Origin of the sequence: Paenibacillus sp. FSL R7-0210, assembly GCF_038009085.1 — a bacterium.
Taxonomy (GTDB): Bacteria; Bacillota; Bacilli; order Paenibacillales; family Paenibacillaceae; genus Paenibacillus_AQ; species Paenibacillus_AQ silagei.
On the sequence record NZ_JBBPAR010000001.1, the window covers coordinates 5,866,229 to 5,888,381 of the forward strand.

Here is a 22,153-nt window from a genome sequence, read left to right on the forward strand (position 1 = left end):
CTTGGCGCTGTGGCCGGGCTGCAAGGGCTGGGAGGGCTGCAAGGATTGCGCTGCGTGAGCCAAGGTATGTACCCCCTTATCAAATATGCTGCTTCCGCTTCAGTCATAGGCCCCTATTCCAGCGTATAACCGGCCAGATATTCGGCAATGCCGTCGATCTCTTCATCACTTAAGCCCATATCCTTCGGGTTCGGCATCTTGTTGCCGGGCTTCACGCTCTGCGGATCATGCAGCCAAGTCTTCAGATTCTCAAGGACCGGCGCCCCGTCTTCTCGAGTGTCATCATTAAGCAGAATTCCGGCAACCGATTCACGGGAGCCGATTCCGGTCAGGCTTGGAGCCACCGGTGATGCAGGCATGCTGCCAATCGCATGGCAAGTCAGGCACTGGGACTTGAATTTCTCAGCCAGTACTGGATCTTCCGGCATCACCGACTCCGGCGCCTTCATTGAAGCCACCCACTTGTCAAAGGCCTCACCGCTGACCGACTTCACCTTAAACTCCATGAACCCGTGGGAGGGTCCGCACAGCTCTGCGCATTTCCCCCGGTAAACGCCTTCATTCGGCGCACTGAAGCTGAAGCGGTTCACCGTGCCGTCGGGATTGGTGTCCATTTTCCCGGCCAGCGAGGGTACCCAGAAGGAATGCAGCACATCCTTGGTGCTGAGCTCAAAGGCAATGTGCTTACCTGTAGGAATAATCAGATCCTGCGCGGTCGTTATTCCGTAATCCGTATATTCGAACTCCCACCAGTACTGGTGGCCGGTCACCTTGACCTTGATGGCGTCCTTGTCATCCGAATGATCATTGCCGGCAGCGAAGACCACCTTCACCGTAGGAATCGCCAGCACAATGACGAGAATAAGCGGGATGACCGTCCATAGCACCTCCAGCTTGAAGCTGCCCTCCACCTGCTTCGGAATCTCATCCTGATCCTTCTTCCGGCGGAAGCGAATCCATACATAAGCCGCAATGGAGAAGACGATCAGCAGCACCACAATCATGATCGTGATCGACAGCTTCATCAGTCCGTAAGAGCTTTCCGCTACGGGTCCCTGCGGTCTGAGTACCGACAAGTCCTCCCGCCCGCATCCGGCCAGAAGGAGTCCAAGTGCTGCGGTCATGGGAAGAAGCCGCTTACCAGCCTGCCACGTTTTCATCATTGATCTACCCCGCTTTTCCCGAATTCGTAGATTAGAGTATTTTCCTGTCAATTATAACAATCACTATTAATATAAGTTCGGTCTACGTTTTTGTCAATCGTTCACAACAAATTCACATAATCATTTTAAAGTCGCGGAAAGCTTGTCAATACTGATTTTATAAGCGCTTTCAATTTTCCCGGAAAACTGTTAAACTACTTTTGAAGCGTATTCATATTTATTTGTGTCTAAACATTCATTTGACATACGAAGATGATCTGCAATATGCATACAAAAAAAACCGATTCCAGAAGCAGAAGGCTGCCCGGGCACGGTTTATGAGAATCCTCATGGATGTTATCGCTTGAATGTAGATTAAATGTATAGTTGTCGGCATCAAACAGCACGAAACAGAATCACTCTCTCTGCCCGCTTCTTCAGGAGACGGAAGAATTCATTCTAACCAGCTCATGCTCCACAACCATGGTCAGCTCTTCCTCGTATCCTCCCGTGATCCGATACTTCCGGACGTACTCTTTCACAAATTTCTTGGGATCTTTGGGCCGGAAAATACGTGTCATTTCCCGCAGACTTTCCTTGACTTCGTTATGACCTTTACTTGCCATGATCAGTTCCCTCCCAAAACATTGAAAATGAATGCTCCGTTGTAGAGAATGCATGATGAAAAGTTCGCCGTAACCTTGAAATGCAAGTAAGAAACCATTACACATACGCGGCTTGCATTACCCGTCCAGACTACCATTCCATGAACTTGGAAATCCGCCTTGCCGGTGAAGCAGGTTCGTCGTGATTTGGGCTGAGAGTAAGGATGTCCCACTGCAAAGACACCTTGACACTTTAATTACCCGAAGAGCCACTTGCTGAATCACTCCTTTCGGGCCTTATCGTTATATTGTATCATATTCCAGATTAACTTCCACCTTTCCATGTAAAAATGCAAATGGAATTTTTTTATAGTATATGCTTGACCTTCCGTTTGGGAACCTGATCATAGTATGCCCCCTATCCCCAAAAATTATTGGACAGCATTCCGCACAGCTCATACTTTGCCCGGACACCTCATAGGCTTGTAGGGAAGAAGCACGAATAATCTTTGCCTTTTTCTTCTACAATCCAAGGAGAGTGAGCCCTTTGTCGCCTTTCAGATCTTCGACCGGACTGCCCGATAACCTTGCCGCCGCCTTGTGTTATTTTTTTCCATTTATCGGTGCGATTATTTTCCTCGCTCTGGAGAAGCGCAGCCGCTTTGTCCTGTTCCACTCGCTTCAATCTCTGATTGCCTTCGGAGTCCTTATGATCGCCCATGTGCTCAGCGGCTTCATTCCGCTTCTCGGTGATGTGGCAGGCGCCCTGATCTCCCTATGCAGCTTCGCAGTCTGGCTCCTGATGATCTACCATGCCCTTGGCAGCAGATGGTTCAAGCTCCCCTGGGTGGGAGAGATCGCCGAAAGCCAGCTGCGGCAGCTATAGCTGTAGATGTAGCCCCGCGCAGCAGAAAATAGTTTCCCTTTTGCCTGCCCGCTCCTTACAATGGGATAAGACATGCAGGAATCTACAGGCTGGGGGAAGCATCCATGTATTTGTTCATCATAAATCCCCGCTCCGGCGGCGGGGCGGGACGGCGGATCTGGCACACCGTACAGGCCTTGCTTGCGGCGCGGACTGTTCCGTATGAAGCGCTGTTCACCCAGAGCGCTGACAGTGCAGAGAGTCAGGTGCTGCAGGCGCTTGCCCGCCGCGAGGACTGGCGCGCCGCCATCATTGTCGGCGGCGACGGCACGATCCACAGCGTGCTGGGCGCACTGCGGCGTAGAGGGGTCCCGCTGGGAGTCATCCCGGCGGGTTCGGGCAATGACACTGCGCGCGGGTTCAGCATCCCGCTCGCGCCTGAGGCTGCGCTGGACACCGCGCTGCAGGAACACTGCATCGAAGCCGATCTGATGAGCGCGGCAGGTGGTCTCACCCTGACGGCGGTGGCCAGCGGCTTCGACGCGCAGGTGGCCGTCAATGTGAACGGCAGCCGCTACAAGCGGCTGTGCAACGCCATTGGCGCCGGGCGCCTAGCCTATATCATCGGCGTGCTGCATACGCTGATGACCTTCAAGCCCTGCCGCGTCAGCGTGACCTGCGACGGCAAGGAGCAGGCCTATGACCAGGCGTGGCTGGTCTCGGTCTGCAACCTGCCCAGCTACGGCGGCGGGCTGCTGATCTGCCCGCAGGCGGAATCAGGCGACGGCCTGCTTGACGTCTGCGTCGTGCATGGGGTCAGCCGTATGCAATTGCTGCGGCTGTTCCCGACGGTGGTGAAGGGCAGCCACACGAAGCTGCCCTATGTCACGATGCTGCGCGGACGCAGCGTAGCCGTGCACTTCGCGCAGCCGCGCCACGCCATCGGCGACGGCGAAGCGCTCGGCACAGCGCCGCTGGCCGTGGCTTGCGAGCCGGGCGCGCTGCGCGTGCTCTCGCCGCTGGCGGCAGCCCCGGCGGTGGCTGCCGGCGCCGCGTCCTGCCGCGCGGGCGGCTAGGCCGGGCGCGGCGGGACGCGGCGCGGTGGGCACATATGTGGCTCCGCGTAACGGACTGAGGCGCTCTTATTCTGGATGAAAGTCATAAATTAGGCAGGCAACGGACCACAAGGACCTTATTCTCTGAAACACTGCTCTTAAGTATCGTTCTGAGCTACCTTAAGGTCTCCTCGGTCCGTTAAGACACCAAAAGTGGTGTTTTCCAGGGGATAAGGTCTCTCAGGTCCGATAGGAGCAGATTGGTCTGGCTAATGAAGAAGTTGGAATGATATTTCTCCCAACACAAAGAGCAGGTCCGGGTATTCCCCTGGGCCTGCTCTTTGTTACATATTTCACGTTTCCGCCGGGTCCGTTTCCTGCTTCGTGCAGGAATAGACCTTCATCTCAAAGATATCTTCCGCTAGCAGCAGTAATTCTGCTGGCCAAGCTGAACCGGTTTTCCGTCCTTTTAAAGGACGGTACCGTTTCAGCGAGAAAGATAAGGATAATTATAGCGCGAAGCATATACATTCTTATCTTTGGATAAAAACCGCTGGAACCACGCTGCTCCGGTTATATCCCGGTTGGCTTCTGGGGCAGCAGGTTGCCGACAATCGACTTCAGCTCACCCTCCGTCGTGCTGCTTTTCTTCCCGTTGTCAAAGCTGGTAATGCGGATCTCGGAATAACTTTCTCCCGGAGCCACGGGCTTGAAAATCCATTTCTCCCGGTTATCCAGCCGGACGTTGAACTTCATGTCCTTGAACATCTCCACCAGCTCCCGCTCTCCCGGGGTCTTGCCCTCTTCCAGGAACAGCAGTCCGCGCAGCGGCTTGACGGCCTCTGCATGCTGCACTTCAAAATGTACAATACACTCCATGCTTGTCACCTCCCTTGCTTAGTGAACTTGGGCACTTACTATTGCAGCCCTATTCCTCCGGCTCTTCCCCCGATTCCTCCTGATCATGCAGCACATATTTGCTGTAGATCCGGCTATAGCGCTCCCCGTAGCGTCGCTGCAGTTCGGGGCCCATATCTTCCTCCAGCTCGAACAATACCAATTCCTGTGTAAAAGATTTGAGCAGCAGCTCCACAAGCACCGGATGCTCGGTAATCACGGCTTGGGCGCTCCCGTCCTCATAACGCATGCCGAGCATGCACCAGCTCCGGTCCACGACGAAGGAGAACTTCCGGCCTCCGCTGCGTTCCGGCTTCCCCGGCAGGGGCGGCCATACCGGATAAGGTGCCGGCACAGCATCACCGCCGTCAAAAGCCCACAGCAGCTTCACTCCGCGCTTCTCCGCCTGCTCAAGCTCACTGCGCAGCAGCGAGGCTTCCTCCCGCCACACATCCACTACAATCTCCTGGGCGGCAAGATTCAGCTGGCGGACCAGCTCTCCTATGACATTCCGGTCACCCTCCACGTTGTAGAAGGAGGGGCTGACCGGACCTCCGCGCGGCATTTCACTCTCCATATAGGCGAGCGAGGCCTGCACCCGGCCGGATATCATCGTGGCCAGCTCTTCCGGGTCCAGTACACTGTAGCGTGCCGGCTCCCCTTCTCCGCAGCGCACGTAGCCTTGCTGAGTCAGGCGCTGAAGCGCCGCATATACGTTCGATCTTGATACTCCTAGCTGCTTTGCCACTTCGTAGCCCGAAGCCTGGCCCTTGGTGGCCAGCTCAACCATAATTTTGGATTCCATCTCTGTGAAACCCAAATTGCGCAGATGCAGCAGCAACTGTTCCATCTATGTTGTCCCCCTAAGCTGTCAGTACTACACTGTCTATATTTGCTCCGAGCCGCAGCGCGGGCACCACATGGAGCCCTTCGGCAGATCGGCGCGGCAGATCTGGCAGTTCACAATCTCCCGTGTATCCGCGTCTCCGGCTACCCGCTCTTCGGCTGGCTCACTTGCCTTCCAGTCCCTGATCCGGCGGTCCAGCTCCAGTTGCCGCTCCCGTTCCCGTTCCAGTTCATCTGCCTCCCGGCGGCTCCGGTCAGAACCTGAAGCCATCCGGTCCGCATCCTCCAGCTCTGCCTCTTCTTCCAGTTCAGGCAACACCTCCGCATACTGCACACGTGCTTCGGGTCTTCTGGCCAGCTCCCGTTCCGCTTCGGTCAGCTCTTCCTCACCGTAGTACTGGTCTTCCTCATCTTCATGCTCCAGTACTTTATGTACGGTAACCACAGGCGGTGCTGCGGTAGCGGCGGCGGCCGAAGACGGCTCTTTACGCAGTGAAATCTCCTTATCTTCCGGCTTGCGTGCTTCCAGCTTACGTCCGCAATGCGGACAGAAATTGGCATCCAGCCCTACGAGCTGACCGCAGGCACACAAGCGTTCATTTCTCAATTCGGCAATTCTTGAGCGTACGTCCTCGATCTGCTCCTGCAGCTTGTTACAGCCCCGCGCAAGCTCGATCATCTGGCCTTCAGCCACCGACATATCCCTTGAACGATATCCCTCGTAGAACAGCTTCCCCATTTTCAGAAATTCAACCTGCATCTCGTGCTCAATATCCGAAATCTGCCCATTCAGCTTGCTCACTTCCACCGAGCTTTGCGCTTTTTCACTCACCCGGCTGGCACCGTCTTTAATGCGTTGCAGTAAATTCATTGTAGTTCCTCCTTCTCCAGAGTGAGAATAGGCTGATTCGCAGCCGCGTATATCCTTACATTCCGATTGCCGCCCCACGCAGCAGCGGAAACGTGATTCTATCATACCAAAAGTCCACGGCAGATTCATTATTTGTCGTCATGTGGTAAATACCAAGTAGAGGCGGTTAGCGTTCTTATTGGAATGAGTATGCTGCGGAAGAAGCAATCATACATATTGCCTTCTGCTGGATCCGTTCCTGCGTACCCGTACATTATCGAATGATGGAGGGATGAATTGTGCCTGACGATAACCTTAACCGATATTTCGTCTCTGTGAATCACGGTCTGATTCAGGAAGAGAGAGGCGACTCCAGTGAGTATGAGGTTCTGCTGTCCAGTGACGGGTTGACTGTGCTTCAGGATCTTCTGGCCGATCTGGCCAGCGGGGATGACTACGCCTTCCGGCGTGCTCTGGTTCCCTACAAGTCAGCCGATCATGATGATGCCGCAGAGCAGTTCGATGACACCACCATCCGCCTGTTCCAGTATCTGCACGACCATGGCACTGACGAGACCCGCCTTCAGATCGAAGGCTTGAACGTCCTGCAGAAGCTGGAGAATACAGGCTATCAGGATGAAGGCTACGGCACAGGCTCTCCCACCAACAAATAAGAATGAACGGAGCTGCACCATAAGGACGGCCTAAAGCCTATACTGAGCTAATACGCGCCGGAGGGAAGAATGTTTCTCTTGGGTCAGGGTTACGGTTTTATTTTGCTTCCGGGGCTGTACATCGGTTAAAATAGAATCAGAACCGCAGCTAGCGCTGTATAAGATTGCCGTAGTCATCCATTCATGGTCTACAGTCACAAATAACGAAAACCGGGAGAGTTTCAGTGGAAGAATATGATAGTACACAAGTAACATTGAACAAGTTACAGGTCCATGTGAAGGATATGCAGAAGTGGCAGATTAACGAGGATTTTGCCAAGCAGGTTGAGAATTTCAAGGCTTTGCCGGCGCTGTACCGTCATGCTCTGAATGAGCTTGAGAATAAAATCGATATCATCCGGACCGAGTGGCAGGTGCGTGACGGCTTCAGCCCGATTGAGCATGTGAAGTGCCGGATCAAAGAACCGAAGAGCATTGTGCAAAAAATGCAGCGTAAGGGCTATGAGCTTAACCTGGATAATATGGAACAGCACATCCATGATATTGCGGGGATGCGGATTGTCTGCGCCTTCGTGAAGGATATCTACCGGCTGGTGGACCACCTGTGCGCCCGCGAGGATATCCGTGTGCTTGAGATTAAGGATTATATTGCCCACCCGAAGCCGAACGGCTACCAGAGCCTGCACCTTATCGTGGCTATACCGCTGGTACTGCTTGATGGCACCCGCTGGGTGAAGGCAGAAATGCAGCTGCGTACGTTAGCCATGGATTTCTGGGCCAGCATGGAGCATATTCTCTACTATAAATTCGACAAACAGCTGCCCTCCCATGTGGCCGAGGAGCTGAAGGAAGCCGCTCGTGCTGCCGATGAGCTGGACCAGAAGATGCTCCGCCTGCGCCGGGAGATCCTGGAGCTGTCAGAAGGCAGCGGCGGCAACGAGTCTTAATTGCGCTTGTTGCCGTAGTATAAGTGAATAACATAACCAAGCAGACATAATCTTAGGGTAAAATGGCTGCAGCCAGGTCGTTATCCGGCTACTAGAGGGGCACTTGTGTGCTCCTCTTTTGTTTTGCTCACTTCTTTCTGGCGATCAGGACGGAAGTGAGGTGCTCTTCTGCCACTTCTTCTGCTCCTCATTCCCGCCTGCTGAATAGTAGCAAAATGTCCGCACGCCGACTTCTAGCCGATCCAGAGGGATTTATCTACTTTATTCCCGTGCAGCCACCTCGCAACCTACCCGGCGCACTGCGCTCAAAACTAATGTTACTTGGTAGAACAACTCTTACGTTCGTGTCCCGGCATCCGATTCAATTCCACCAGTTGGCCTAGTTTACCCTCAATATTACTTAAAGAGCAGTTTCAGTCGCCGCACAAACAATAGCTCATTTGCTCCTACAGCTTATTCAAGCCCCATCTCACGAACCCGATCAGCTATAGCTCATTCATTCCCATCACACCTATCCATGCTCCTACAGCTTATTCAAGCCCCATCTCACGAACCCGACCAGCTATAGCTCATTCATTCCCATCACACCTATCCGTGCTCCTCCAGTTTACTCAAGCCCCATCTCACGAACCCCGCGCAGCTATAGCTTATTCAAGCCCGCCGCGCGCTTCGCAGCAGCTTCCGAGACCCGGCGCATCAGCAGCGCAAGCCCTTCACGCGCCTTGGGTGTCTGTGGCAGGAGTGCGCTCCAATCCTCCTCTGGCTCCATTACCTCAGGTATAGCCGGAAACGGACGTGAGGAGATCTCGTGAAACAGCGGCCCCGGCTGGTGCAGAGAGCCTTCAGCCGCTGCCTCAGCCAGCCACTCTCCAGAGGATACGGCCGGCCCCTTACGCTCCAGCCGGGCCAGCTCGGACGCGAGCGACACAGACGCAGGCGCGTCTTCTTCAGTGCTCCGCTCGTTCTCCTGCTCCGCCCACAAGGCGAATACGCCGGAGAGCAGCTCTTCCTTGGACAGTCCGCGCAGGGCGAATGCAAGCAGCGGCTCCTGGGTCAGCTGCTGCCGGACCCGCTGCACCAGCTCATCAACAGGCAACAGACCCGTGCCCTGTTCCTCTGCAGCCAGCCTCAGCTCGTCATCTACAGGCAGCAGCTCCAGTGCAGCAAGCCCGCCATTCAGGCTACCCTGCAGCAGATCATACAATTCGCCCGGATGCGCAGCGAGCTGATGCAGCACTTCATTCTTCCTGGCGGGTGTCCACTGCGGAATACGCAGAGTAACAACCGCCCGCTGGCCCTGTTCCCCTCGCTTCTCTATCTCTGCTCCGGCTTTGCTGCTGCGTCTGTCTGCTCCTTCAGCAGCAGGCCCCACACTCCCGGTGGCCTTAATGACCCCGGGCAGCACCTCCAGCCGCAGCTCCAGCAGCTCATTCATAGATGTTGCCTCCTTCTGCCTTACAATGTATTGCCCTGTTTACATCCAGTCCTGTCCCTGGAGTTCAATCAGCTCTTTGAGCTCATGGTTGGACATCTCGGTTAACCAGTTCTCACCGGAGCCGACGACCTGCTCTGACAGGCTTTTTTTGCGTTCAATCAGCTCGTCGATCCGCTCCTCCAGCGTTCCCTGGCAGATCAGCTTATGCACCTGTACATTCTTATGTTGTCCAATCCGGAAGGCGCGGTCCGTCGCCTGATTCTCTACAGCCGGGTTCCACCAGCGGTCATAGTGCAGCACATGATTCGCCCGTGTCAGATTGAGGCCTACGCCTCCCGCCTTAAGCGACAGAACGAAGAAGGCCGGACCGTCCCCCTCTTGAAAAGCATGCACCATCTCGTCGCGCTCACGCTTCGAGATGCCGCCATGCAGGAACAGCGGCGTCTGCCCGTATCGTCTGGCCAGCCGGCTGACCAGCAGTTCGCCCATCGCCACATACTGGGTGAAGATCAGCGCCGATTCGCCAAGCTCAGAGATGCTGTCGAGCAACTCGAACATGACGTCCATTTTGCCCGAAGGCTCACTTCGCAGGCTCCGCCCCTCGTCCTTGCGGAACAGCTGGGGATGATCGCAGATCTGCTTCAGCTTGGTCAGGGAAGACAGCACCAGCCCCCGCCGGGCCATGCCCGAACGCTCGCCGATGACGCCTAGCATCTCATCCACAACCCCCTGATACAGCGCGGCCTGGGTCTCCGTAAGCGGACAATAGGACTTCAGCTCAAGCTTCTCCGGCAGATCCTTCGAGATATCCGGGTCACTCTTGAGACGCCGCAGCAGGAAGGGCGAGACCAGCCGGTGCAGCTCACGCAGCCGTTCGCCGCCCTCTCCCGACACATAACGCTGGCGGAAGGAATGATACGTCCCCAGATAACCTGGGTTGAGAAAATGAAAAATCGACCACAGCTCGCCCAGCCGGTTCTCCACCGGAGTCCCGGTCATTGCGATCCGGTGCGGCGCGCTCAGCTTCATGACGCTCTGCGCCTGCTTGGTGCGGTGATTCTTGATGTATTGCGCTTCATCCAGCACAACCGTGGACCAGCGTACCCCGGCCAGATCCTCGCTGTCCCGGCCTGCCAGATGGTAGGTAGTTAGCACAATCTCATGGCTGGCCGCCAGTTCCCTGAATCCTTCGCCGCGCACCCGCCGCCCTCCATGGTGAATATGCAAGCTAAGGGAAGGGGCGAAGCGCTGCAATTCCCGCTGCCAGTTGCCCAGCAGCGAGGTCGGGCAGAGGATCAGCACAGGCTCCTGCTTCTCGCCCGGCGGGGCATTCAGCGCCCGGTCGAGCAGGCAGGTGATGACCTGCACGGTTTTGCCGAGGCCCATGTCATCAGCCAGGCAGACGCCGAAGCCGAGATTGCTGAGTGCCGTAAGCCACTGATAACCCCGCTCCTGATATGGCCGCAGCGTTCCGTTCAGATCCTCCGGCACCGGACGCAGCGGCATCCCGCGCAGCACATCGCCGTGCATGAGGGAGGCCAGCAGGCCAGAGGTCTCCATGCCGGTAACCGACATGCCCTTCCACAGCCGCTCTTCACCATCTTCAGCCTCCAGGCGCATCCAGTCGGCTGCGGTCATCTCTCCGCTCTCACCACGCTTAATATATCTCAGGACCTGACGGACTTCCTTCGGGTCCACTTCAATCCATTCTCCCCGGAAGCGCACAAATGGCACGCCTGCTTCCACCAGGGCATTCAGTTCCTCCTCTGTGATGTCTGAATCTCCCAGAGAGGCTTCAATACGGAAAGAGATCAGCTCTTCCATGCCCAGCGCAGACTGCACCGGGCCATCCGCTGCACCCGCCGGGGGCTGCATCTTCATTCTCATGCCGATCCGCCGCCGTCCCTCCCGGCTCCAGCGCGAAGGCATCTGCACGGTAATTCCCCGTTCCCGCAGCTGCTGCACGCTCTCCTTCAGGAAGAAATACAGCCGCTCCGGCGGCAGCTCAATCCCGCGCGGGGCCGGTTCAGCCAGCGAGCGCCGGATGTCGGGCGAACTCTTCGCCGCCCGTCCCAGCGCAGCCAGAAGCTGCTGCTGAATATTGCGGTAACGCTTGCCCCATAGGGTGAATTCCCGCTCCCGGCTGCTCCACACCGCTTCCGCCGGAATCCAGAATTCCCCCTCCTCCCGGCTCTCCGCCCAGAAGGTCAGCTGCCACAGCTCGCTCTCCTCCGCCGGAGGCTCCAGCCGCAGGCCCAGGCTTAGCTGTCCGCTGCGGGCCTCCTCAGTCTCGAAATGCGGCACCTCATGGCCCGCCGTCTCGTTCACCACTGCCAGCAGCTCCGTTACCTCAGCCGGAGTCCCCTGCACGGGGATATCCCGGCTGCCCGTGAGCAGACTGTTCCACCACAGCTCCGTCAGTGGAGAATAGCCGCGGCGGTAATTAGCCTTATACGGCGACAGCACGCTCTCATGGGCGGCAACCACATTCTTGATCTCGGCGGTCATGACCGCCTGCAGGAAGGAATACAGCACATACCCGCCCGCTTCCTCCCGCGAGGACAGGTCGCCTTCCTCAGCTACGTGTGTGCCAAGTGCAAGCACCGGCATGGAAGCCGCCATCTGCAGGAAGAACTCCTTATCCGCCTCTTCCCGGAACGCCGGTGACCAGCATACGGCAGCGGCCTGTTCGCCGCCGCGCCGCCGCGAACCGATCTTGCGCGGCGGCTGGGCGCCGGGCACAATCCCGCCCTTGCCCATCAGCTCCAGCGCGAAGCGGGCGGCTGCCGACCAGTAGCGCAGCTCCCCCCCGGGTTCAATGCCCTGGGCACGGCTCGCCTGCTCATCCCAGGCCAGCAGCAGCTCGAAGGCATCCTTCGGCGACAGCGCCAGCCCTTCCAGCGTGCGTCCGGGCAGTCCGCGCCGCGCCGGTTTGCCCTCCACGGCGGCGGCCGCAGGATACTTCACTTCCGCCAGCCGCAGTGCAGCACCCGCAAAAGGACGCCAGCCGCTGCGGAGCTCCAGCCGTTTGATTACGCGTGTCCATGCGTCCACCTTCGGCTCGGAGGTTTCGCCCGAGAAGCAGAATAATACGTCCCCTAACCATATTGCATACAGATGCTTAATCATTGTTGGTTAATCTCCATTCTTGTGAGCAAACAGCAAGAGCAGCCCTTCCAATCCGGAAGACTGCCTCCTGCTGCGCGAGAAATATATTATGAAGCTGCACCGGCAGCAATAGCTCTAGCCGCACAGCCTTCCTGTTACGTTATCTGCTGCAACTTTTTCTTCATCCCTTCATCTTATACGAAAAAGCCTATATTTAAAAACTTTTCTGCACATTTTCTGTGATTTTCAGCAGATTGTTGTTCAGATCAGGCGATTACTGTCCAGATAGCGTTGCAGCAGAAAGAACCGGCCCGCCCTCTCCAGGCTAGCCGGTCTTGAAATCCTGTGCAGCAACTCGTGCTGGACTACCAAAATCTTACGGGCTACAGCTACCTGCCCTCTAATCCGTACCTGCCAGAATCCGCAGCTCCCCGCCCCCGGCAGCATCCGCTACCTGTACGATGATCGCGCCGTTCTTGCCGTTCCGGGCCCAGCCCAGTGCCCCCTCATTCAGCTGCTCCAGGCTAATCTCTGCCAGTCCCTCCACCGCAGCGACAGTGAAGAACGGATAGCAGAGCGCGAAGCGGAGCATCTCCCGGCGCGGCTTATAATCGTGCACCGCATACGCCCACTTCAGTGCAAGCAGACCTTGCCCGCCTTCGGCCTGCACGGCAAGCTCCGTATACTGCCCCTTGCGGTAGCTGAAGCTGTGGCCGTCATCCTCATACAGCTTGAAGGACGAAGAGAAGCCCGCAGCCGCTTCCGCCCCGTAGAGGTGGAAGATGATCGTCTCCTCCGTGTCCTCCAGCGCATACTGTCTCAGCGGGCCTTCGGCCACGAAGCTGCCGGCCTTCACATACATCGGCATGATGTGCAGCGGTGCAGCCGCAAGAATATGCCGTCCGCCTTCATGGATCTCCCCGTCCCAATAATCCAGCCAGCAGCCTTCCGGCAGATAGACGGAGCGGTGATCCGTATCCGGGCGGTAGACCGGGGCAATTAGCACATTTTCACCCAGCAGGAACTGGTCGCACAGGTTAGAGACATGCGGATCACGCGGATATTCGAGCACCAGCGGACGGATGACAGGCAGACCACTCTTCTCCGCTTCATGAAAAAGATTATATAAATGCGGCATCCAGCGGTACCTCAGCCCGATGAATTCACGCAGTATTCCTTCCACCTCTTCCCCAAATGACCACGGCTCCTGGCGCAGCGTCCCGATGGAGGAGTGATTGCGGCAGTATGGGAAAAAGACGCCCATCTGCGTCCACCGCACCAGCAGCTGCGCGGACGTATGATGGGCGAACCCGCCGATATCCGGCCCCGAGAAGGCCAGCCCGGACAGCCCCATGTTGAGCACCATCGGCATCGCCATCGCCATGTGCTCCCAAAAGCTGCGGTTATCGCCGGTCCATACGGCTGCATAGCGCTGGATGCCCGCATACCCGGCACGGGTCAGCACAAAGGGACGCTCCCCCCCCATATGCTCGGCCAGCCCTTCATAGGTCGCTTTGGACATCATCATCCCGTACAGGTTATGGTATTCCTCATGCGTCACCGGCCGCCCGTTGTTGAAATGCATCACATCAAGATCCATCGTCTTGGTCTCATTGAAGACCGCAGGCTCGTTCATATCGTTCCAGATGCCCTGAATGCCAAGCTCTGTGTAGTATTTGTGCAGATCTCCCCACCACTCGGCGGTCCGGCTGTCGCTGAAATCAGGAAAAGCACTGATCCCCGGCCACACCTCACCGAAGAAAATATCGCCCTCCAGGCGGCGGCAGAAATGCTTCTCCAGCACCCCTTGCTTATACACCTCGTATTTGGGGTCTTTTTTGACGCCGGGATCTACAATCGGGACAATGCGCACACCCAGCTCCGCAAGCTCCGAGATCATTTTCTGCGGATCAGGGAAGTTGACAGGGTCGAAGGTGAATACGCGGTACTCGTCCATATAGTGGATATCCAGATAGATCACATCGCATGGGATGTTCTTCTCACGGAAGGTCTTGGCCAGCTGCAGCACCTCCTGCTGATTCATGTAACTGTAGCGGGACTGGTGATAACCGAGCGCCCACTTAGGCGGAAGTGCGATCCGGCCGGTGAGCGTGGTGTATCTTCGGACGACATCCTTCATCTCAGGCCCATTAATGAAATAGATATCGTAAGCTCCCGTAGAACAGCCAATGGTAAAAGCAACGCCGTGCGAGCGCATGTCAAAATCACTCCGGCCCGTATTATCCAGAAACAGCCCGTAGGAGAGGTCACCGTGCATGTGGATAATGAGCGGTATCGACTCATAGAGCGCTTCAATCTCCGGCAGATGAGGGGCGAACACATCGGTGTTCCAGTTCGTATAACGCTCCCCGCGTTTGTCCAGGAAGCTCGATTTCTCACCCAGTCCGTAGAAATGCGAGTCCGGCTGCATATCATATTCCGCATGGCTTGCGCCGCGCGGGTTCCAGCTCGCCAGATTCTGCTGCATGATCACTTTCCCGGATGTATTCTCCACACGGAGCAGAAACGAGGCCTTCTCAATAATTAGCCGGATAGCGCCTGTAGAAAAAATGAGCTGCTCCTCCGTCTCCTCTACCGGAAACAGATGCGGAATACAGCACTCCTTCAGCACAGCCTCCGAGGTGGTCAGGTCCGGTGCCTTGCTATGGAAGACCTTCATCCGGAACATATCATCGCTCAGGAAGATAAAAGCCATCCCGGCGCATTCCCCCCGGACGATGTAGATATTCTCGGAGCGTTCCCAGGACACCACGCTGCCCGGCGTGTTCCAGGTCTCCTTCATCACCATCGGCCCCATCTTCTCGGGGCGTATCGCCTCACTGCTCTCCATGAATCTTCTCTCCCTTCGCTGCTTGCTGATCTACTTCTTGACTACATATTACCCCGGGCCTAAGGAATACTATCCGCGATTCTTATGACCAATTGGTCATTTTTTTTGCCGGATTAGTCTTAATTGCCGCCACAGCGGGTATATTCTATATAGGCCAAGGCCAAACGTAGTTATCAAACAAGTTAGGGAGTGGTCATATGACTAGAACTAATCCTTATAAGTGGGGGAATTTACTGCTCTTCCTCGGCGTCATTGCCGTCAATACCCTTTCGGTCGTCCTGCCGCTTGGCGGGAACAGCACCGCCGAAATCTCGGACAGGTATCATACGTACCTCACACCGGCCGGATATGCTTTTTCCATCTGGTCCCTGATCTATCTGCTGCTGGCCGGATTCATTATTTATCAGTTCCGCAGCGATACCGGGGGCAGGGATTCCGTCCAGCGGATCGGGATTTGGTTCATGCTCAGCTGTCTCTTCAATATGGGCTGGCTGCTCCTCTGGCATTACCTGTACATTGAGCTGTCGCTGGTGGCGATGGTGCTTCTGCTGCTCTCCCTGATCGTCATTTACCGCAAAACCCGCTTCATCGCAGATCCCACGACAGGCGAGAAATGGCTCGTGAAACTGCCGTTCAGCCTCTACCTCGGCTGGATCTCGGTAGCCACCATCGTCAATGTCAGCGTTGTGCTGGTGAAGAACGACTGGGGAGGCTTCGGACTCAGCGGCCCGTTCTGGGCCGTCATCATGCTCTGCGTCGGTGCTGTGCTCGCTGTGCTGGTAAGCTTCCCGTACCGGGACAGCATCTATCCGCTCGTCTTCGTCTGGGCCTATATCGCCATTGCTATCGAGCATAAGGACACGAATGAGGTGTATTTCACCGGCCTGATTGCAGCAGGCCTTCTCTTGCTCTACAGTATCTGGCTGCTGCTGACTCCGCGCCGTTCCCGCAGCAGATACTAGATATGCTTATATATGCACGCAAAATCCCCCGCACGCCTGATTCACGTGCGGGGGATTTCCCGTTTCTATACACAGACCGGATGCATCCGGTCTGGCTTATTTCTTGCGTGCTACCGCTTCGATCTCGACCAGCGCGTCCTTCGGCAGACGGGCTACCTCAACGGCACTGCGGGCCGGGTAAGGCTCGGTGAAGAAGGTGCTGTACACCTCGTTAACCGCCGCGAAATCATTCATATCCTTCAGATACACGGTTGTCTTCACTACCTGATCCATTGATGCTCCGGCCTCTTCCAGGATGGCCTTCACATTGTTAAGCGACTGGCGTGCCTGCTCCTGCACACTGCCCGGCAGTTCCGCCGTCTCAGGGTCCATTCCCAGCTGGCCTGAAGTGTAGACCCAGTTGCCGGCAACAATGGCCTGGCTGTAAGGGCCGATCGCTCCTGGAGCTTTCTTTGTAGCTACTTGTTTTTTGGTCATAGTGAACGCCTCCTGCATGCTGTACGCGGCCTGTAGACCGCTATGTACATTCTAATCGTATGTTTATTGTAAGTCCTGGGGTCTGCGGTTTGCAAACCCTGCTGCCCAGCTAATGCTTGCCAATCACATGAATAACCTCATTGGTGTAGATATGAACGCCGCCTGTATCGGCCAGGGCAATGTTCATCATCGCCCGCGCTACCGTTGCAGCCGGAATGGCCCGGAACTTCGCAGCCTTGCCGACCATCGCGAAATCCAGCGCCTTCATAACCACAGCTGCGGCGCGTTCACCCAGCCTGAATTCTGCCCGGTCCCCAAGGAGCAGAGAAGGCCGGAACAGATGCAGGCCGTGGAATCCGGCAGCAATCAGGCCCTCCTCCGTCCGCCCCTTGATCCGGCTATAGAAGGTGCGCGATTTGGCGCTGGCTCCCATAGAGGACACGGCCAGGAACTGCTTCACATTATGCTCTTTGGCCAGGGCCGCAGCCGCAAGCGGATATTCCAGGTCCACCCGTTCGAACTGCTCCTGCGAGCCCGCCTGCTTAATCGTCGTTCCCAGGCAGCAGAATACTGCATATACACCGGCGAATTGCTCGTTGTATTGCTCAAGCCGGTCCCAATCCACTTGAATCTGTCTCAGCTTGGGATGCTCAAGGGCAAGAGGACGGCGGACCAGTACACGGACCTCGTCCCAATTCCCGCCCAGCAGGTCCCGGGTCAGCGCACTGCCGACTAGCCCTGTAGCTCCCAGTACCAGTGCAATTCTTGTCACCGAAATAGCCTCCTTCTATTCCTCCTTATTCATCCCGCAGAATACGGCGGCCCAGCAGCAGTGCCAGCAGAATCATCAGCACGCCTACCACTAACTGCATGCCGTAGATCTGCATCCACTGGGGCCATTCCTTAATCCATTCATAGATACGGCCGCCCAGCAGCGGGCCGAAGAAGGCCGCCAGACCGGTAAGCGCCGCATACATCGCCATATACATCGGCCGTTCGCGCTTCGGCGTATCGCCAATAATGAAGTTGAAGGCGAGCTGGTTGAAGCCTCCCACACCCACGCCGAACACAATATGGGCCGCAAATAATACCGGAAGCATCGGCAGCACAGACAAGAGTCCCCAGATCAGGGAAGAGACCGCGATAATCGGCAGCGTCCACAGCAGCAGCTTCTTGTTGCTGTGCCTGGCGTTCAGATTGCCCCATACATAGAAGCTGGCCATCATGAAGACCGTCTGCGCGACATTCAGCAGGGACAGCTTCTCATAATTGATATTCAGCAGCTGCAGCATGACATAGGAATACAGCGGCACGGTCAGGTTCTGCAGCAGCAGCCAAGCAGACAGGAACAGCGTGGATTTCATGAACATCTTGTCCTGAAGCGGCTTCCTGAGCATCGGCAGGAAGTCCTTCTCTTCCGATTTCTCAAACGGCACATCCGGGTAGAAGAAGAACACCACAATATTCGAGATCGAGAAAATCCACACTACAATATACAGGATAAGGAATCCATGTCCGCCCGGATAACGGTCAAGAATAATACCGCCTCCGTACATCACCAGGCTTCCCAGCGCATTAAGGAACGTATTGCGAATACCGAAATACCGGCCCCGGACCCTTGCAGGCACCAGGTCACTGATGATCGAATTCCAGAGCACACCGCCGGCAGTGTTGGCAATAAAGGCAATGGTATATAGTACGATGAAGGCAGTAACCCAGTGCTCTTGCGGAAAAATAAACGGAACCAGGCCCGTAGATCCCCACAACAGCCGGTGTAAGCCAATAAAAGTCACGAGCGCCCACTTGCGGCTCGGCAGCCTCTGAATCAGGAAAGCCACACCGATCTGTGCGACGTTCACCAGCGTAGTAAGCGCGAGGACAAATCCGATCTGACTGGAGCTGGCACCCAGGTATAACAAAAATCCTGTAAGAAATTGGCCTTGCAGCAGCACCTGGAATATCGTGGATGGTATCCCCTCAAAGGTAGCGATCTGCAGATTCTTGCGGTGTACGGAGGCCTTGCGCAAATCCTTGGAACGGTTCCGCAGCGGCCGGCTTCTCATGATGTTCATGGGGTGTTGACTCTCCTTTGATGCGGCTTTTGCTTCATTCTACTCAGCACCAGGTTCCTGTCAATACACCGAAATCACAAATAAAGTTGGAGCTGCGGGGATTATACGGACGCGCCTGAATGCAGTGGTAAATATAAGGAGAATATACTGCCCTGGCCTTCGCGGCTATGCAGGGTAATGAAGCCGCCCAGGAGCCTGGCCAGATCATTGCTGATAGACAGGCCCAGCCCCGTACCGCCATACTTGCGGCTGACATTGATATCCGCCTGTTCAAAGGCCTCGAAGATCAGATCATGCTTCTCCGGGGGAATGCCGATTCCGGTATCCTGCACCTCAAAGGCAATCCACTTCTGTGCAGCAGACCCCTCCTGACGTTCCACTACATGGATATTCATAGTGACCCCGCCAGTCATCGTGAACTTGAACGCATTCGAGAGCAGATTGCGCAGAATCTGCTGCACCCGCTGGGGGTCCGTGTAGATTACCGCAGGCACCCCTTCGTCCAGGGAGACACTGAAGGTGAGCTGCTTCTGTCTGGCTAAGACGCCGAACTGCTGGACGAGCAGATCAGGGACCTCGCTGGTATTTAAATCCTCTATAATAATATCCAGCTTCCCTGCCTCCACCTTGGACAGATCGAGAATATCATTGATGAGCGACAGGAGATCCTCCCCGGAGCGGTGAATGATGCCGCCATATTCAGCAAGCTCTTCCGCGCTCAGGGACTCATCGCCTTCTTCAATCATCTGGGACAGGTTGATAATGCTGTTCAGCGGGGTTCTTAGTTCATGGGACATGTTCGCCAGGAACTCCGATTTGAACTGCGAGGCGAGCATGAGCTGCTTTGCTCTTTCCTCGAGCACAATTTTATTCTTATGCAGCTCCTCTGTCTGCTCGGACAACAGCTTATTCGCTCTAATGATCTGTCCTGTACGCATCAGGTCCAGATGGAAATCGCGGATAATCAGCGCGAACAACGCACTGAGGACAAGGCCTGCGGGAAAGGTAACCGGCAGAATCTTCGTTATGTAATCATGTGTGGGAATGACCCCAAATACGGCAATATTCAGCACATTCACTACATTGACTACCAGAATAGTAGCAATCCCCTTATATATCACCGAGGAAGACGAACGCTTCATCCATACGCTTAGAGCGGCACAGACAAAGCCCAGGATAGTCAGATTCAGCACGCCTACCAGCGCTGCCTCGTTCACTCCAAAGGTCAGGCGCGTAAGCCCGGTTGCGATTCCGATGATAATCAGGACCAAGGGCTGGGGGTAAGCCAGTGTAGAGATGATCAGCGGTACATACCGCAGGTCAAAAATGACATGCTCATGCAGTCTGTAGCCGAAAAAGGTGCTGATCCACCCTGCGAAGACCGCGAGCAGCACCCAGCTTACTCTTTTTACAGGCTCGGATGCGTGGGTTACAGTGTACTTGTATATTAGATTCGCCAGATACGACAGAGTGATTAGTAAAGCTGTATTCACAAAAAAGATTTTGACATATTCCATGGCTTCACTCCTGCAGCGAAAATAAGTTCACAATAATATTTATAGTATCATACTGGAGGAATGAAAAACATGAAGCGTGAGGGCTATTGCATATGTATATGTATGAGAGTGATGGCTGCGGAATGTCCGGGGGGACAGCAAAAGAGCGCAAATCAGATACGATTTGCGCTCTTTCCTTGAAATATAAGAATTTATTTATATGTTTTATGCTATAAATTATCCTTCTGATTAGCTGCGGTGGGAGGACTCCCATTTATGGTACTCCGCTTCGGCTTCATCCTTGGAATGGCCGTAACGCTCCTGCAGCTTGCCTACCAGCTTGTCTTTTTCACCATCGATGATATCCAGATCGTCATCTGTCAGCTTGCCCCATTGTTTCTTGGCTTCACCTTTAATCTGCAGCCATTTACCTTTGATCACATTGTTATCCACTACAAGCTCATCTCCTTAGTTGTCTATTTAATGTCTGGCGAAAGCTTATAATTGCTTGTGATCTATTACCCCCATGACTTTTGGCTGAATCTCCAGGCTGTGCAGGGGCTGCACCTGCAATTGCTTGAAACCATGCAGAATAACTCAACTTTTGTCACATAAAAGTCTTTTTAAAAAGCTATTCAACTATCTTAAAATTTGATATACTTCAGAAGTAAATTTATTTATGATTTAAGTGATTATTTTCACATGATAGTTCCATAGCTTGTGCTAAAATGCCATCGAACAAGAAACGATATGATTCAATTTTTTCTTATTGTCTGCCGATATATGTCGTATGCCTGCTACAAAAAGGGACTTAAGACCGAGATGAAAGTGACATTTATCATTTAGAAAGTGATTTTTATCACTTCCACCGCTATTAAAATGTTTTACATTTTAATATATATATTTTAAACTATTTTCTTGGAGGTCATATCAAAATGAAAAAAGCTTCTGTAATCTTGTCGAGCGCTCTGGTATTGGGTACTTTACTCGCAGGTTGTGGCAACAGCAACAAAGCAGAGAACGCTGCTGCAACAACAGCACCTGTGGCAACTGCTACAGCTGCAACTGAAGCAACTACTGCACCTGCAGCCGAAACAGGCAAGTACCAGGACGGAACCTACTACGGTACAGTGGATGCCGATCCAGAGACTGGCTGGCAGACCTTTACACAACTGACTGTAGAAGGCGGCAAAATCACCAAAGCTGACTGGAATGCTTTCAATGTTAAAAAAGCGGGCGATTTGAAGAAAAAAGTATCTGAAGACGGCAACTACGGCCTGGTAAAAATCGGCGGAGCGAAGTCCGAATGGCATGAACAGGCTGCTCTTGCTGAAGCCTACCTGATTGAAAAACAAGATCCTGCTGCTCTCACTGTAAATGCTGAAGGCAAAACAGATGCAATCTCCGGTGTATCCGTCCACGTTAGTGATTTCGTTGGCGCGGCTCAGGCTGCACTTGCTGCCGGCCCTGCACAAGCAGGCCCATACAAAGATGGCGGATATACTGCTGAAGGCGAAATGGATGCTACATCCGGCTGGAAGTCCACAGTAGCTCTCTCTGTTGCTAACGGCAACGTTGTAGCTGTTAATTTCAGCGGTGTGAATGCCGCAGGCGACGATAAGAAACAATATTCTGTAGACGGCAAATACGGCATGAAAGCCGGCGGCGCTGCTGCTGAATGGCATGAAGAAATCGCCCTTGCCGAGAAATACTTCCTTGAGAACAAAGGCGTAGCTCCTACCCTGGATGCTGAAGGTAAAACAGATGCAATCTCCGGCGTATCCATCCACGTTGGTGAATATTTCACACTTGCACAAAAAGCACTTGAAGGCGCGAAATAATTATTCGCTACCCTTTTGCAGCTAATCAGA

19 protein-coding genes are annotated in these 22,153 nt (G+C 54.8%); 6 read left to right on the forward strand and 13 right to left on the reverse strand.

Features of this window, described 5'->3' with window-relative positions; all coding sequences use genetic code 11:
• Positions 1 to 113: 113 nt before the first annotated feature.
• Together coxB and MKY64_RS24780 are read right to left on the reverse strand one after the other, a co-directional pair.
• Positions 114 to 1,163, reverse strand: coding sequence for a cytochrome c oxidase subunit II (gene coxB, locus MKY64_RS24775; RefSeq protein WP_209877254.1), 1,050 nt, complete (start codon positions 1,161 to 1,163; stop codon positions 114 to 116).
• Positions 1,164 to 1,579: 416 nt separating this feature from the next.
• Positions 1,580 to 1,768 (reverse strand): hypothetical protein, encoded by a 189-nt coding sequence (locus MKY64_RS24780; protein ID WP_019913840.1) that lies wholly within the window; start codon positions 1,766 to 1,768, stop codon positions 1,580 to 1,582.
• 526 nt (positions 1,769 to 2,294) lie between these two features.
• Between MKY64_RS24780 and MKY64_RS24785 the strand changes: the two genes are divergently transcribed.
• Together MKY64_RS24785 and MKY64_RS24790 are read left to right on the forward strand one after the other, a co-directional pair.
• Positions 2,295 to 2,633, forward strand: coding sequence for a DUF4870 domain-containing protein (locus MKY64_RS24785; protein ID WP_036722151.1), 339 nt, complete (start codon positions 2,295 to 2,297; stop codon positions 2,631 to 2,633).
• Positions 2,634 to 2,737: 104 nt separating this feature from the next.
• Positions 2,738 to 3,688 (forward strand): diacylglycerol/lipid kinase family protein, encoded by a 951-nt coding sequence (locus MKY64_RS24790; protein ID WP_340956424.1) that lies wholly within the window; start codon positions 2,738 to 2,740, stop codon positions 3,686 to 3,688.
• A gap of 552 nt (positions 3,689 to 4,240) precedes the next feature.
• On the opposite strand, the gene MKY64_RS24795 is transcribed toward MKY64_RS24790, so the two are convergent.
• From MKY64_RS24795 to MKY64_RS24805, 3 genes are read right to left on the reverse strand one after another with little or no spacing between them, the layout of a single operon-like run.
• Positions 4,241 to 4,546 carry a hypothetical protein gene (locus MKY64_RS24795; RefSeq protein ID WP_340956425.1) on the reverse strand — a complete coding sequence of 102 codons (306 nt, stop codon included), beginning with the start codon at positions 4,544 to 4,546 and terminating at the stop codon, positions 4,241 to 4,243.
• A 49-nt stretch (positions 4,547 to 4,595) separates the two neighbouring features.
• Complete coding sequence (locus MKY64_RS24800) at positions 4,596 to 5,414, reverse strand: TrmB family transcriptional regulator (protein WP_036722147.1); 819 nt, start codon at positions 5,412 to 5,414, stop codon at positions 4,596 to 4,598.
• A gap of 36 nt (positions 5,415 to 5,450) precedes the next feature.
• On the reverse strand, positions 5,451 to 6,281 hold the full coding sequence (locus MKY64_RS24805; protein ID WP_340956426.1) for a zinc ribbon domain-containing protein: 831 nt from the start codon (positions 6,279 to 6,281) through the stop codon (positions 5,451 to 5,453).
• Between the two features lie 278 nt (positions 6,282 to 6,559).
• Here MKY64_RS24805 and MKY64_RS24810 point away from each other — a divergent pair, with 278 nt between their 5' ends.
• Positions 6,560 to 6,934 (forward strand): hypothetical protein, encoded by a 375-nt coding sequence (locus MKY64_RS24810; RefSeq protein WP_036722142.1) that lies wholly within the window; start codon positions 6,560 to 6,562, stop codon positions 6,932 to 6,934.
• A gap of 284 nt (positions 6,935 to 7,218) precedes the next feature.
• Positions 7,219 to 7,881 (forward strand): GTP pyrophosphokinase, encoded by a 663-nt coding sequence (locus MKY64_RS24815; protein ID WP_051477780.1) that lies wholly within the window; start codon positions 7,219 to 7,221, stop codon positions 7,879 to 7,881.
• Positions 7,882 to 8,521: 640 nt separating this feature from the next.
• Here MKY64_RS24815 and MKY64_RS24820 read toward each other — a convergent pair.
• The 3 genes from MKY64_RS24820 to MKY64_RS24830 form a co-directional block, all read right to left on the reverse strand.
• Complete coding sequence (locus MKY64_RS24820) at positions 8,522 to 9,316, reverse strand: hypothetical protein (RefSeq protein WP_340956428.1); 795 nt, start codon at positions 9,314 to 9,316, stop codon at positions 8,522 to 8,524.
• A gap of 39 nt (positions 9,317 to 9,355) precedes the next feature.
• Complete coding sequence (locus MKY64_RS24825) at positions 9,356 to 12,445, reverse strand: DEAD/DEAH box helicase (protein WP_339253246.1); 3,090 nt, start codon at positions 12,443 to 12,445, stop codon at positions 9,356 to 9,358.
• Positions 12,446 to 12,824: 379 nt separating this feature from the next.
• Positions 12,825 to 15,275: a glycoside hydrolase family 31 protein gene (locus MKY64_RS24830; RefSeq protein WP_340956430.1), complete on the reverse strand. Its 2,451-nt coding sequence runs from the start codon at positions 15,273 to 15,275 to the stop codon at positions 12,825 to 12,827.
• A gap of 197 nt (positions 15,276 to 15,472) precedes the next feature.
• Between MKY64_RS24830 and MKY64_RS24835 the strand changes: the two genes are divergently transcribed.
• Positions 15,473 to 16,237, forward strand: coding sequence for a tryptophan-rich sensory protein (locus MKY64_RS24835; protein ID WP_076085387.1), 765 nt, complete (start codon positions 15,473 to 15,475; stop codon positions 16,235 to 16,237).
• A 96-nt stretch (positions 16,238 to 16,333) separates the two neighbouring features.
• On the opposite strand, the gene MKY64_RS24840 is transcribed toward MKY64_RS24835, so the two are convergent.
• The 5 genes from MKY64_RS24840 to MKY64_RS24860 form a co-directional block, all read right to left on the reverse strand.
• Positions 16,334 to 16,714 carry a RidA family protein gene (locus MKY64_RS24840; RefSeq protein WP_036722134.1) on the reverse strand — a complete coding sequence of 127 codons (381 nt, stop codon included), beginning with the start codon at positions 16,712 to 16,714 and terminating at the stop codon, positions 16,334 to 16,336.
• Between the two features lie 109 nt (positions 16,715 to 16,823).
• On the reverse strand, positions 16,824 to 17,486 hold the full coding sequence (locus tag MKY64_RS24845) for an oxidoreductase (protein ID WP_340956431.1): 663 nt from the start codon (positions 17,484 to 17,486) through the stop codon (positions 16,824 to 16,826).
• A gap of 25 nt (positions 17,487 to 17,511) precedes the next feature.
• A complete protein-coding gene (locus tag MKY64_RS24850; protein WP_340956433.1) occupies positions 17,512 to 18,786 on the reverse strand; it encodes an MFS transporter in 1,275 nt (424 codons plus the stop codon).
• Between the two features lie 101 nt (positions 18,787 to 18,887).
• Entirely contained in the window at positions 18,888 to 20,303 is a 1,416-nt protein-coding gene (locus MKY64_RS24855; protein ID WP_340956434.1) for an ATP-binding protein, read from the reverse strand.
• A gap of 228 nt (positions 20,304 to 20,531) precedes the next feature.
• Positions 20,532 to 20,735 (reverse strand): CsbD family protein, encoded by a 204-nt coding sequence (locus MKY64_RS24860; RefSeq protein ID WP_036695255.1) that lies wholly within the window; start codon positions 20,733 to 20,735, stop codon positions 20,532 to 20,534.
• 482 nt (positions 20,736 to 21,217) lie between these two features.
• Between MKY64_RS24860 and MKY64_RS24865 the strand changes: the two genes are divergently transcribed.
• Positions 21,218 to 22,123, forward strand: a complete 906-nt coding sequence (locus tag MKY64_RS24865; RefSeq protein WP_339253233.1) for an FMN-binding protein — start codon at positions 21,218 to 21,220, stop codon at positions 22,121 to 22,123.
• The last annotated feature ends 30 nt before the right edge of the window (positions 22,124 to 22,153 follow it).

Excerpts from the sequence above, each read along its gene's own strand:
- coxB (WP_209877254.1), bottom strand. The coding sequence starts at position 1,163 with ATGATGAAAACGTGGCAGGCTGGTAAGCGGCTTCTTCCCATGACCGCA.
- MKY64_RS24780 (WP_019913840.1), bottom strand. The coding sequence starts at position 1,768 with ATGGCAAGTAAAGGTCATAACGAAGTCAAGGAAAGTCTGCGGGAAATG.
- MKY64_RS24790 (WP_340956424.1), top strand. The coding sequence starts at position 2,738 with ATGTATTTGTTCATCATAAATCCCCGCTCCGGCGGCGGGGCGGGACGG.
- MKY64_RS24795 (WP_340956425.1), bottom strand. The coding sequence starts at position 4,546 with ATGGAGTGTATTGTACATTTTGAAGTGCAGCATGCAGAGGCCGTCAAG.
- MKY64_RS24800 (WP_036722147.1), bottom strand. The coding sequence starts at position 5,414 with ATGGAACAGTTGCTGCTGCATCTGCGCAATTTGGGTTTCACAGAGATG.
- MKY64_RS24805 (WP_340956426.1), bottom strand. The coding sequence starts at position 6,281 with ATGAATTTACTGCAACGCATTAAAGACGGTGCCAGCCGGGTGAGTGAA.
- MKY64_RS24815 (WP_051477780.1), top strand. The coding sequence starts at position 7,219 with ATGCAGAAGTGGCAGATTAACGAGGATTTTGCCAAGCAGGTTGAGAAT.
- MKY64_RS24820 (WP_340956428.1), bottom strand. The coding sequence starts at position 9,316 with ATGAATGAGCTGCTGGAGCTGCGGCTGGAGGTGCTGCCCGGGGTCATT.
- MKY64_RS24825 (WP_339253246.1), bottom strand. The coding sequence starts at position 12,445 with ATGATTAAGCATCTGTATGCAATATGGTTAGGGGACGTATTATTCTGC.
- MKY64_RS24830 (WP_340956430.1), bottom strand. The coding sequence starts at position 15,275 with ATGGAGAGCAGTGAGGCGATACGCCCCGAGAAGATGGGGCCGATGGTG.
- MKY64_RS24835 (WP_076085387.1), top strand. The coding sequence starts at position 15,473 with ATGACTAGAACTAATCCTTATAAGTGGGGGAATTTACTGCTCTTCCTC.
- MKY64_RS24840 (WP_036722134.1), bottom strand. The coding sequence starts at position 16,714 with ATGACCAAAAAACAAGTAGCTACAAAGAAAGCTCCAGGAGCGATCGGC.
- MKY64_RS24850 (WP_340956433.1), bottom strand. The coding sequence starts at position 18,786 with ATGAACATCATGAGAAGCCGGCCGCTGCGGAACCGTTCCAAGGATTTG.
- MKY64_RS24855 (WP_340956434.1), bottom strand. The coding sequence starts at position 20,303 with ATGGAATATGTCAAAATCTTTTTTGTGAATACAGCTTTACTAATCACT.
- MKY64_RS24865 (WP_339253233.1), top strand. The coding sequence starts at position 21,218 with ATGAAAAAAGCTTCTGTAATCTTGTCGAGCGCTCTGGTATTGGGTACT.